Annotated in this window: 10 protein-coding genes and 1 riboswitch; all 10 genes read left to right on the forward strand. The window is 71.8% G+C overall.

The features are described from left to right. Positions 1-40: 40 nt before the first annotated feature. Entirely contained in the window at positions 41-1393 is a 1353-nt protein-coding gene (locus ACF061_RS14800; protein WP_392267250.1) for a cytochrome P450, read from the forward strand. Between the two features lie 158 nt (positions 1394-1551). Next, complete coding sequence (locus ACF061_RS14805; RefSeq protein ID WP_392267251.1) at positions 1552-2685, forward strand: transglycosylase family protein; 1134 nt, start codon at positions 1552-1554, stop codon at positions 2683-2685. Positions 2686-2867: 182 nt separating this feature from the next. Continuing rightward, a riboswitch (cyclic di-AMP (ydaO/yuaA leader) is annotated at positions 2868-3033 on the forward strand. 4 nt (positions 3034-3037) lie between these two features. Next, entirely contained in the window at positions 3038-3796 is a 759-nt protein-coding gene (locus tag ACF061_RS14810) for a transglycosylase family protein (protein ID WP_392267252.1), read from the forward strand. Between the two features lie 341 nt (positions 3797-4137). Then, positions 4138-5448, forward strand: a complete 1311-nt coding sequence (gene eno, locus ACF061_RS14815) for a phosphopyruvate hydratase (protein ID WP_392267253.1) — start codon at positions 4138-4140, stop codon at positions 5446-5448. 110 nt (positions 5449-5558) lie between these two features. Next, positions 5559-6032, forward strand: a complete 474-nt coding sequence (locus ACF061_RS14820) for a septum formation initiator family protein (RefSeq protein ID WP_392267254.1) — start codon at positions 5559-5561, stop codon at positions 6030-6032. A gap of 18 nt (positions 6033-6050) precedes the next feature. Further along, on the forward strand, positions 6051-6656 hold the full coding sequence (locus ACF061_RS14825) for a DUF501 domain-containing protein (protein ID WP_392267255.1): 606 nt from the start codon (positions 6051-6053) through the stop codon (positions 6654-6656). Beyond that, the gene (locus ACF061_RS14830) at positions 6653-7594 is read left to right on the forward strand and encodes an exopolyphosphatase (RefSeq protein ID WP_392267256.1); all 942 of its coding nucleotides are present in this window, start codon (positions 6653-6655) and stop codon (positions 7592-7594) included. The genes ACF061_RS14825 and ACF061_RS14830 overlap by 4 nt, the downstream gene beginning before the upstream one ends. Positions 7595-7686: 92 nt before the next feature. Then, on the forward strand, positions 7687-8856 hold the full coding sequence (locus ACF061_RS14835; protein ID WP_392267257.1) for a DUF2382 domain-containing protein: 1170 nt from the start codon (positions 7687-7689) through the stop codon (positions 8854-8856). Between the two features lie 601 nt (positions 8857-9457). Then, a complete protein-coding gene (locus tag ACF061_RS14840) occupies positions 9458-10840 on the forward strand; it encodes an NAD(P)/FAD-dependent oxidoreductase (RefSeq protein ID WP_392267258.1) in 1383 nt (460 codons plus the stop codon). A gap of 259 nt (positions 10841-11099) precedes the next feature. Continuing rightward, entirely contained in the window at positions 11100-12410 is a 1311-nt protein-coding gene (locus tag ACF061_RS14845) for a class I SAM-dependent methyltransferase (RefSeq protein WP_392267259.1), read from the forward strand. Positions 12411-12413 lie beyond the last annotated feature (3 nt).

Here is a 12413-nt window from a genome sequence, read left to right on the forward strand (position 1 = left end):
GAACGCCTGGACGCCGGGTCCCACGACTAGGGTCGGCCCCATGCACGACCAGCCACCCGTTCCACCCGCTTCCGGCACCACCCCGCCCCGCCCCGGGACCACCCCGCCTCCCCTCTTCACCTGGGAGTTCGCGAGCGACCCCTACCCGGCGTACGCCTGGCTGCGCGAGCACGCCCCGGTGCACCGGACCCGGCTGCCCAGCGGCGTGGAGGCCTGGCTGGTCACCCGGTACGCCGACGCCCGGCAGGCCCTGGCCGACTCCCGGCTGTCCAAGAACCCCGCGCACCACGACGAGCCGGCGCACGCCAAGGGCAAGACCGGCATTCCCGGCGAGCGCAAGGCCGAGCTGATGACGCATCTGCTCAACATCGACCCGCCGGACCACACCCGGCTGCGCCGGCTGGTCAGCAAGGCGTTCACGCCCCGCCGGGTCGCCGAGTTCGCGCCGCGCGTGCAGGAGCTGACCGACGGCCTCATCGACGGGTTCGCCGGGCGCGGCAGCGCCGACCTCATCCACGAGTTCGCCTTCCCGCTGCCCATCTACGCCATCTGCGACCTGCTCGGCGTCCCGCGCGAGGACCAGGACGACTTCCGGGACTGGGCGGGCATGATGATCCGGCACGGTGGCGGCCCGCGCGGCGGGGTCGCCCGGTCGGTGAAGAAGATGCGCGGCTACCTCGCCGAGCTGATCCACCGCAAGCGCCAGGCGCTGCCCGCCGAACCCACCCCCGGCGAGGACCTGATCTCCGGCCTGATCCGCGCCTCCGACCACGGCGAGCACCTCACCGAGAACGAGGCCGCGGCCATGGCCTTCATCCTTCTCTTCGCCGGTTTCGAGACGACCGTCAACCTCATCGGCAACGGCACGTACGCCCTGCTCACCCACCCCGCGCAGCGCGAGCTGCTGCAACGTTCCCTCGCGGCGGGGGAGAGCGGCCTGCTGGAGACCGGTGTGGAGGAGCTGCTGCGCTACGACGGTCCGGTGGAGCTGGCCACCTGGCGGTTCGCCACCCGACCGCTGACCATCGGCGGGCAGGAGATCGCCGCCGGCGACCCGGTGCTCGTGGTCCTGGCGGCCGCCGACCGGGACCCGGAGCGGTTCGCCGGCCCGGACACCCTCGACCTCGCCCGGCGGGACAACCAGCACCTGGGCTACGGCCACGGCATCCACTACTGCCTCGGCGCCCCGCTGGCCCGTCTGGAGGGGCAGACCGCGCTCGCCACGCTCCTCACCCGGCTCCCCGACCTCGCCCTGGACGCCGATCCGGCGGACCTGCGCTGGCGGGGCGGACTCATCATGCGCGGCCTGCGGACCCTGCCCGTCCGGTTCACTCCCCGCCCGGCCGCGCAAGGGCGGAGCGGCACCGGAGAAGGCCCTGCGCGAACCCGTTGACGCACGCAAAGGTGACACATGTTCAACTGTGTGATCTTCACGTGATCTGTGTGGCATTAACTTGTGACAAGTGATCGGGAGCCGCTACCTTCACGCATCAGCGCGGCGGCGGGCACCATCCGCCGCGCGGTCACCGTTGTCTCGCGAAAGGTCTCTGCATGCTCTCCGGGAACGGTCGTCACCGTCGCCCCCGTCAGGCTCCGGCCCTCCTCGTCGCCGCCGGGGTGACCGGCTCCGCCATCGCCATCCCGCTCGTCGCCGCCTCCGGCGCGAACGCGGCCGACGGCACCACGTGGGACAAGGTGGCACAGTGCGAGACCGGCGGCTCCTGGAGCGCCGACAACGGCAACGGCTACTACGGCGGCCTGCTGCTGACCCAGGACGACTGGGAGAAGTACGGCGGTCTCTCCTACGCCGCCAGCCCCGACCAGGCCAGCCGGTCCCAGCAGATAGCCGTGGCCGAGAAGATCCTCGCCGACCGGGGCGCCGGCGCCTGGCACACCTGCGGGCTGCTGTCCGGGCTCACCAAGAGCTCCGGGGCCGCGAAGGTCGACACGGGCGTGGGGGGCGACTCGGTCCCCTCGTCCTCGAAGAAGGCGGGCGGCAACGGCTCGGCCAAGTCGTCGGGTTCGACCGACTCGTCCGATGCCTCGGGTACCTCGGATGCCTCCGATTCGTCCGACGACGGTACTGACCCCGGCCAGTCCGACTCGCCCGGGGGGACGTCCGACCCGGCCGATCCCTCCGGTTCCCCGGCCGGCGCCTCCGACGCGCCCCGCGCCTCCAAGTCGCCCGGTTCCGCGAACCGGTCGGACGGTTCCACCGCCGCGGAGCCCTCCACCGCGCCCTCCTCGCCGGCCAAGGGCGGCGAGACGGTCGGGTCGGACGCGTCCCACGGGACCGGAACGACCGGCACCTCCCCCTCACGGAGCGCGGGGTCCGGCGGTCAGGACGACTACGACCGCTCGGACAACTCCGTCCAGAGCGTCGGCTCTTCGGCCCTCGTGGACACCGGGGCGCTGGGCGGCGGCCGGCACCGCGGCGGCAGCGCCGCCGAGACCCCGGCGGACAGCCGTACGACCGCAGCCGGCGGCCGGCACGCCTCGCGCGGCGACGCCGCCTCCTACACGGTCCGCTCCGGCGACTCCCTCGCCTCCATCGCCGACTCCCTTGACGTGAGCGGCGGGTGGCACGCGCTCTACGACGCGAACAAGAGCGCCGTCGGTGCCGACCCGAACCACATCGTGGCCGGTCAGAGCCTGGATGTCCCTACCGAAAACGCCCATAAGTAGAGGGAGTTCGCGCCATACTTCGCACAGAATGCCCCATTCGGTGAAAGTGTGGGATGAGTCTCAGAAGCCCTGATCGTCTTTGAATTTCCGTCGATCACCTGCCTACGGTCGTGACCGCTCGCCACCGCGAGCCCCGGCTGCCGCAACGCCGAATCCTGCCAGCGGCCGCACGGGAACAGTCGTCGCGTCACGCGCCGTAGGCAGGAGCGGGGGACCCAAGGTAGTTGCCGCGCCGGGAAGTTCACCGGAGCGGCTGGGGGTGAAGCCGTACCTCCCCAAAGGTACGGCCGGGCAACTCAACCGGCCCGAACCCGACAGCTCACCTCGCAGGCGTCGGTGAGGGGATCCATCCATGCTGTTTTCCAGCAAGGGCAAGCACCGTCGTCCCTCCAAGGCCACCCGCGCCATCGCGCTCGCCGGTGTCACCGGCGCCGCCGTCGCCGCTCCGCTGATGGCCGCCGGCAACGCCTCCGCCGCCACCGCCTCCGAGTGGGACGCGGTCGCCCAGTGCGAGTCCGGCGGCAACTGGTCCATCAACACCGGCAACGGCTTCTACGGCGGCCTGCAGTTCACCAACTCCACCTGGGCCGCCTACGGGGGCACCGCCTACGCCTCGCGCGCCGACCTGGCCTCCAAGTCGCAGCAGATCGCCGTCGCGGAGAAGGTCCTGGCGGGTCAGGGCAAGGGCGCCTGGCCGGTCTGCGGCAAGGGCCTGTCCGGCGCCGGGTACACCGGCGGCTCGAGCTCGTCCTCGTCTTCGTCCTCCTCCTCGTCTTCGTCCTCCTCCTCCTCCTCCTCGTCTTCGTCCTCCTCTTCCTCGTCGAGCGGTGGCTCCGGCAGCTCCAAGAGCACCACCACCCGCTCCACCGAGCGGCAGGCCGCCAACCGCTCCATGACGCGTCCGGCCCCCAGGAAGACCGTCACCACCCCGACCGGCAAGAAGGTCAAGAAGGGCGACGGCGAGTACAAGGTGGTCGCCGGCGACACCCTCAGCTCCATCGCCACGGCCCACCACGTCCAGGGCGGCTGGGAGAAGCTGTTCCGGCTGAACAAGGACATCGTCGAGGACGCCAACCTCATCTACCCGGGCCAGCAGCTGCACCTGAAGTGACAGCGGGCCGACGGCCGGACCGGACGACGGCCGGCCGGCGGCCGGGCCACGGGCCCCGCCAGGCGCGGCCCCCGTCATGGGGGCCGCGTGAGGACCGCCCCCCGTCCCCACGGGCTCCCCGCCCCGGTGCGTGTTCCCCCGTACGCACCGGGGCGGGGCTTTTTTCATCTCCTGTTCCCGGCCCCGCCACCGGCCCCTTTGTTCCGGTAGGAAACAATGTGTACCGTCACCCTGTCCACGGGACGGTCGGTCGGCCGGTCGGCGCCCCGGGACGGTTAGGCTCTAGTCGCAAGGCTCACACGCCCCGCACTTCAAGCGTCACATCCAAGAAGGAGATGCTCGTGCCGTCCATCGACGTCGTCGTAGCCCGGGAAATCCTGGACTCCCGAGGCAACCCCACGGTCGAGGTCGAGGTCGGCCTCGACGACGGCAGCACGGGTCGTGCCGCCGTTCCCTCCGGCGCCTCCACCGGCGCCTTCGAGGCCATCGAGCTCCGCGACGGCGACCCCAACCGCTACCAGGGCAAGGGCGTCGAGAAGGCCGTCCTCGCCGTGATCGAGCAGATCGGCCCGGAGCTGGTCGGCTACGACGCCACCGAGCAGCGCCTCATCGACCAGGCCATGTTCGACCTGGACGCCACCGACAACAAGGGCTCGCTGGGCGCCAACGCCATCCTCGGCGTCTCCCTCGCCGTCGCCCACGCCGCCTCCGAGGCGTCCGACCTCCCCCTCTTCCGCTACCTGGGCGGCCCGAACGCGCACCTGCTGCCGGTGCCGATGATGAACATCCTGAACGGCGGCTCGCACGCCGACTCCAACGTGGACATCCAGGAGTTCATGATCGCCCCGATCGGCGCGGAGTCCTTCTCCGAGGCGCTGCGCTGGGGCACCGAGGTCTACCACACCCTCAAGAAGGTCCTGAAGAACAAGGGCCTGGCCACCGGCCTCGGCGACGAGGGCGGCTTCGCCCCGAACCTCGGCTCCAACCGCGAGGCCCTCGACCTCATCCTCGAGGCGATCAAGGAGGCCGGCTACACCCCCGGCGAGCAGATCGCCCTCGCCCTCGACGTCGCCGCCTCCGAGTTCTACAAGGACGGCTCCTACCTCTTCGAGGGCAAGGAGCGCTCGGCCGCCGAGATGACCGAGTACTACGCCGACCTCGTCGACGCCTACCCGCTGGTCTCCATCGAGGACCCGCTGTTCGAGGACGACTGGGCCGGCTGGAAGACCATCACCGACAAGCTCGGTGACAAGGTCCAGCTCGTCGGTGACGACCTGTTCGTGACCAACCCCGAGCGCCTGGCCCGCGGCATCGAGGACGGCGCCGCCAACGCCCTGCTGGTGAAGGTGAACCAGATCGGTTCGCTGACCGAGACGCTGGACGCCGTCGAGCTGGCCCAGCGCAACGGCTTCAAGTGCATGATGTCCCACCGCTCCGGCGAGACCGAGGACGTCACCATCGCCGACCTGGCCGTCGCCACCAACTGCGGCCAGATCAAGACCGGCGCCCCGGCCCGCTCCGAGCGCGTCGCCAAGTACAACCAGCTGCTGCGCATCGAGGAGATCCTCGACGACGCCGCGGTGTACGCCGGCCGCAGCGCGTTCCCGCGCTTCAAGGGCGACGCCGGCAAGGCCGAGGTCTCCAAGGGCTGAGGCGCCCCGGGCCTCGTCCTGGCCAGTCGTCCGTACGTCCCCGTACTCGGTCCCGTACCGTGTCCGGGGACGTACGTACGTGTGAGTGGCATGAAGGGGAGGCGGGGACGATGGCCGTGCGGGACCGGGACCGGTTCTCCACCGCGACCAGGCTCAGGGTGCTCGGCGAGCAGACCGCGGCCCGCGTCTACCGTTCCCAGACCCGGCGCCAGGCCCGCCGCTCCCGGCTGACCGGGCGCGCCGCGCTGCTCGCGCTGGTGGTGTGCTCGATCGTGGTCGCCCTGGCGTACCCGATGCGGCAGTACGTCTCCCAGCGGGCCGACATCGCCGACCTCAGGCGGCAGAAGCAGCAGGCACAGCAGCGGGTCGAGCAGCTGCGCGACCTGAAGGCGCGCTGGCAGGACGACGCGTACGCCGAGCAGCAGATCCGGGAGCGGCTGCACTACGTGCTGCCGGGGGAGACCGGTTACACCGTGGTCGACCCGGGGCCCGTCAAGCAGTCCCGCGCCGGGAAGGGGACGGCCCGCCGTCCCTGGTACACCAATGTCTGGTACGGGGTCGACAAGTCCGACGCCGGCCAGTGAACGGACAGAAAGACAGGCATGGAAACCCCTCCGCCGCCCACCGAGCGCACCGAACCCACCGACGCGGACGTCGAGGCATTCAAGCAGCAGCTCGGGCGGCCGCCGCGCGGCCTGCGGGCGATCGCGCACCGCTGCCCGTGCGGGCAGCCGGACGTCGTGGAGACGGCCCCGCGGCTGCCCGACGGCACGCCCTTCCCGACGCTGTACTACCTGACGTGCCCGCGCGCCGCCTCGGCGATCGGCACACTGGAGGCGGACGGCGTGATGAAGGAGATGACGGAGCGGCTGGCCACCGACCCGGAACTGGCGGCGGCGTACCGGGCGGCGCACGAGGACTACATCCGGCGCCGTGACGAGATCGAGGAGCTGACGGGCTTCCCGAGCGCGGGCGGCATGCCGGACCGGGTCAAGTGCCTGCACGTCCTGGTCGCCCACTCGCTGGCCGCCGGGCCGGGTGTGAACCCGCTGGGCGACGAGGCGATCGCGATGCTGCCCGAGTGGTGGCGCAAGGGGCCGTGCGTGACGGTGCCCGGACCGACGTCCGGCGACGGGCCGCAGGCGGGGACGGCGAGCGACGGCGAGGGCCGCCTCGCCGTCGAGCCGATCGACGAGGAGGACAAGTGACCCGGGTCGCCGCCATCGACTGCGGTACCAACTCCATCCGTCTGCTCGTGGCGGACGCGCATCCCGAGACGGGCGAACTGGTCGACCTGGACCGGCGGATGACGATCGTCCGGCTGGGCCAGGGCGTCGACCGCACCGGCCGGCTCGCCCCCGAGGCGCTGGAGCGCACCTTCGCGGCCTGCCGCGAGTACGCCGAGGTCATCAAGGAGCACGGCGCCGAACGGCTGCGCTTCGTGGCCACCTCCGCCTCCCGGGACGCGGAGAACCGGGACGAGTTCGTGCGCGGGGTGGTGGACATCCTCGGCGTCGAACCCGAGGTGATCTCCGGCGACCAGGAGGCGGAGTTCTCCTTCACGGGCGCGACGAAGGAACTGACGGGCCGTGACGACCTCGCCAAGCCGTTCCTGGTGGTGGACATCGGCGGCGGCTCCACGGAGTTCGTCGTCGGAGGCGAACACGTGCGGGCGGCGCGCTCGGTGGACGTGGGCTGCGTCCGGATGACCGAGCGGCACCTGGTCCGCGACGGCGTGGTGAGCGACCCGCCCACCGAGGAGCAGATCGCGGCGATAAGGGCCGACATCGAGGCGGCCCTCGACCTGGCCGAGGAGACGGTCCCGCTGCGCGAGGCGCACACCCTGGTGGGCCTGGCCGGGTCGGTGACGACGGTGTCGGCGATCGCGCAGGACCTGCCGGAGTACGACTCGGCGCGCATCCACCACTCGCGGATCTCCCACGACCGGGTCCGAGAGATCACGAGGACGCTGCTCCACTCCACGCACGCCGAGCGCGCCACGATCCCGTCCATGCACCCCGGCCGGGTCGACGTGATCGGGGCGGGCGCCCTGGTACTGCTCGCGATCATGGAACGTATCGGCGCGGAGGAGGTCGTGGTCAGCGAACACGACATCCTGGACGGCATCGCCTGGTCGGTGGCGTAGTCGCACCGTGGTCTTTTCTCTGCTTGAGTCGTTTCGCGCCTTTTGTCCGGAACACCCGCAAGGGGGGTTCTCCGGAAGGAAGGCGAGGGGACATGATCACCAGAGAGCAGATCGTGGCCGTGCTGGATCACGCGGTCCGTGACGGCGACGGCAACAGGATCGGTGAGGCCAAGCACGTCTACCTCGACGACGTGACCGGGCTGCCGGAGTTCGTGACCGTCAGGACGGGCCTGTTCGGCTCGCACGAGACGTTCGTGCCCACCCGGGAGGCATCCGTGGTGCGGGACCACCTGGAGGTCCCCTACCGCAAGGACAAGGTCAAGGGCGCTCCGCACATCGACGTCGACGCGAGCGGCCACCTCTCCAAGGCCGCGGAGCACCGGCTGTACGACTACTACGGTCTCGAGCGGGGCGACGCCGCGGGCCGTCCCGGTGCGGCCGCCGAGGGCGGCCGGGCGGGCCCCTCGGTCACGGACGCCGCGGCGGGTGCCGCGGGAACGGCCGCCCCGGCGGCGGCGCCCGGGCGCACGGCGGCCGGAGCCGGACGGACCCCGGCGGGGACGGAAACCGGGCGGACCCCGGCCGGGACGGCGACCGGGCGGACCCCGGCCGGAACGGGCACCGGGTGGACCACGGCCGGGAGCGGGCAGGCCGCGGCCGGGACCGGACGGTTCACGGCCGGGGAGGCCGGGACGGCCGGTGGTGCGGTGGCCGGCGCGGCGGGCCGTGCGCGGGCCGAGGACCGGGCCCGTACGGAGGACCGGGCCCGTACGGAGCTGGGACGCGGCGAGGCCATGACGCGCTCCGAGGAACGCCTGCGCGTCAGCGTCGAACGCCGTGAGGCGGGCCGCGCCAGGCTGCGCAAGTACGTGGTCACCGAGGAGGTGGAGGAGACGGTGCCGCTGCGCCACGAGGAGGTGCGCGTGGAGCGGGAGCCGATCACGGACGCCAACCGCGACGCCGCCCTGTCCGGGCCGGACATCGGCGAGGCCGTGCACGAGGTGATCGTGTACGAGGAGCGCCCGGTGGTGGAGATCGAGGCGGTGCCCGTCGAACGGGTCCGGCTGACCACGGAGGAGCACATCACCCAGGAGACGGTGCGCGGACGCGTCCGCAAGGAGCACATCAAGGGCGAGGCCGAGGGGTTCGAGGACACCGCCGCCGACACCGGCGAGGCCCGTGGGGCCCGGGAGCCCGGCGGAGGGCGCGGAACGCGCTGGACCCGCGGCACCGGCGGCACGGGCGGCACGGGCGGCATCTGAGGCCCGGGCGGCCCGGGCCGGAGCCGCGATCGCCGGGGCGGGGCGGTCGTCAGGGCCCCCGGGCGGCACGGGGGCCGGCACCCCGCGCACGGCACGGGGTGCCGGCGGTGAAGGGGGCGGCGGTCCGAGGCCGGCCGGTGACGCCGGTCTCTTCGCGGAAGTGCGGCTACCGCCCCCTTGCTACTGGCCGGTAACCTCTCTTGAGCAGTGATGAGGACGCATGAGCGGGCTTCCGGGCGCCTTTCGTCGCGTCGCCCGACGCTCTGTCGGAAAACTTCGTGAAGTTCTTCACAAGAGATTCGGTCCCGCAGGAGGACTCAAGGGCTCACAGGGGTCCGTTCGGGGGCTCAACGGGCCTTCGAGGCTGCTCGAAGGAGCGTCCGTCCGGGATTCCGCAAGGGCCTGACGAGACCTTTCCGCGGGACCGTCGGAACCCGGAGTGGCAGCTCACGCGGCCTTGACAACGGTCGGAAGCGGACGCCGGTCACCTTCCGCCGCTTAGTTCTGCGGGAAGTGAGCCGCGGAGTTTAACACAGCCCCCCCGGAAGCTTGTGAAGGGGCGCACGAGAGGCCCCCCTGGGACAGGTGGATACTCGATGCCATGAGCACCACGGAGCGTCCCAGGATCCTCGTAGTAGGCGGTGGGTACGTAGGCCTGTACGCAGCTCGGCGCATCCTCAAGAAGATGCGCTACGGCGAGGCGACCGTCACGGTCGTCGACCCCCGGTCGTACATGACCTACCAGCCCTTCCTCCCCGAAGCCGCCGCCGGCAGCATCTCCCCGCGACACGTCGTCGTCCCGCTGCGACGCGTGCTTCCCAAGGCGGAGGTCCTCACCGGCCGGGTCACCACCATCGACCAGGACCGCAAGGTCGCCACGATCGCCCCGCTGGTCGGCGAGGCGTACGAGCTGCCCTTCGACTACCTGGTCATCGCCATGGGCGCGGTCTCCCGCACCTTCCCGATCCCCGGCCTCGCCGAGCAGGGCATCGGCATGAAGGGCATCGAGGAGTCCATCGGCCTGCGCAACCACGTCCTCGAGCAGCTCGACAAGGCCGACTCCACCACCGACGAGGAGATCCGCCGCAAGGCGCTCACCTTCGTCTTCATCGGCGGCGGCTTCGCCGGTGCGGAGACCATCGGTGAGGTCGAGGACATGGCCCGGGACGCGGCCAAGTACTACAAGAACGTCTCCCGCGAGGACATGCGCTTCGTCCTCGTCGACGCCGCCGACAAGATCCTTCCCGAAGTCGGCCCCAAGCTCGGCCAGTACGGCAAGGAGCACCTGGAGAGCCGCGGCGTGGAGATCTACCTCTCCACCTCCATGGACTCCTGCGTCGACGGTCACGTCGTGCTGAAGAACGGCCTCGAGGTCGACTCCAACACCATCGTCTGGACGGCCGGCGTCAAGCCCAACCCGGCGCTGACCCGCTTCGGCCTGCCCCTCGGCCCGCGCGGCCACGTCGACTGCGCCCCCACCCTCCAGGTGCAGGGCACGGACTACATCTGGGCCGCCGGCGACAACGCCCAGGTGCCCGACCTCGTCGGCCGCAAGGCGGGCAACGAGAACGCCTGGTGCCCGCCGAACGCCCAGCACGCGCTGCGCCAGGCGAAGGTCCTCGGCGACAACGTGGTCTCCGGCATGCGGGGCTTCCCGCAGAAGGAGTACAGCCACGCCAACAAGGGCGCGGTCGCGGGCCTCGGCCTGCACAAGGGCGTCGCGATGATCGTCATGGGCAAGATGAAGATCAAGCTCAAGGGCCGTCTCGCCTGGTACATGCACCGCGGCTACCACGGCATGGCGATGCCGACCTTCAACCGCAAGATCCGCGTCTTCGCCGACTGGACCCTCGGCATGTTCCTCAAGCGCGAGGTCGTCTCCCTGGGCGCCATGGAGAACCCCCGCGAGGAGTTCTACGAGGCCGCCAAGCCGGCGCCGGTCGCCGCCGCGCCGAAGACCGAGGAGAAGGCCAAGGCGTCCTGACGCCCGGTCGTCCCGTCCCCGGTCACTGAACGACCCGAAGGGGCCGCCCGCCATCCGTGGTGCGGGCGGCCCCTTCGGCGTGTCCGGAGACCGCCCGGCGGCCCGCCCGTCGGGGGCGGCCCAGGTGCGGACCCGCCGATGAGTGGCTGGTGCAACTGTTTTGCCCAGTCGTAACCCGCTTGCGGGACTGCGTCACGGGCGTCCCGGTGTTTACGTGGTGGATGACATTCCGGCGTTCGTCGTCACGGAGGTGTGCACCATGCCCGATGCCGCGCTGCGGCTCACGAGACTGCTCGAACAGTTGCTGGGGAAGCCGCTACCGGTGCGTGTGCGCGCCTGGGACGGTTCGGAGGCGGGACCGCCCGGCGCGCCGACGCTCGTCGTACGCAACCGCCGAGCCCTGCGCAGGCTGCTGTTCAAACCCGGCGAACTGGGCCTGGCCCGGGCCTGGGTGGCCGGCGACCTGACCGTGGAGGGCGACCTCTACACCGCCCTCGACCTGATGTCCGGGCTCATCTGGGAGCGGGGCGAGGACGCCCCGGGCCTCGGCCGGGCGCTGCGCGACCCCGAGGCGCGGGCCGCCGTGCGCGGCCTGGTGCGGCTGGCCGGACCACCGCTGCCGCCCGCCCCGCCCCCCGAGGAGGTCCGCCGCCGGCCCGGGCACCTGCACACCCGGCGCTCCGACAAGCGCGCCATCAGCCACCATTACGACGTCGGCAACGACTTCTACGAGATCGTCCTCGGGCCGTCCATGGTGTACTCCTGCGCCTACTGGCCGGCCCCCGAGCCCGCCGCCACCCTCGAGGAGGCGCAGCGCGACAAGCTCGAACTCATCTGCCGCAAGCTCGGCCTGAAGCCCGGTCAGCGTCTCCTCGACGTCGGCTGCGGCTGGGGCTCCATGGCCATCCACGCCGCCCGCGAGCACGGCGTGAGCGTCGTCGGCGTCACCCTCTCCCAGGAGCAGGCGGCGTACGCCCGCAAGCGCGTCGCCGACGAGGGGCTGACCGACCGGGTGGAGATCCGCGTCCAGGACTACCGGGACGTGGCCGACGGCCCGTACGACGCCATCTCCTCCATCGGCATGGCCGAGCACGTCGGCGCCGCCCGCTACCTGGAGTACGCGAACGACCTGTACGCCCTGCTGAAGCCCGGCGGCCGGCTCCTCAACCACCAGATCGGCCGCCGCCCGCAGCGCGACGAGTCGGCGTACCAGGTGGACGACTTCATCGACGCCTACGTCTTCCCGGACGGCGAACTCGCCCCCGTGGGCACCACCGTCACCCAGTTGGAGCGGGCCGGGTTCGAGGTGCGCGACGTGGAGTCGATCCGCGAGCACTACGCCCTCACCCTGCGCCGCTGGGTCGCCAACCTGGAGGCGGACTGGGACCGCGCGGTACGGCTCACCAGCCCGGGCCGCGCCCGAGTCTGGCAGCTCTACATGGCCGCCTCCGCCGTCGCCTTCGAGCGCAACCGGATCGGCGTCAACCAGGTGCTCGCCGTGAAGACGCCCGAGTCCGGCGGCTCGGGGCTGCCCCTGCGGGCCCGCACCTGGGGCGCGCCGGACGCGTAGCGG

The sequence above is a fragment of the Streptomyces sp. NPDC015220 genome (assembly GCF_043079345.1).
In the GTDB taxonomy this organism is placed as follows: Bacteria; Actinomycetota; Actinomycetes; order Streptomycetales; family Streptomycetaceae; genus Streptomyces.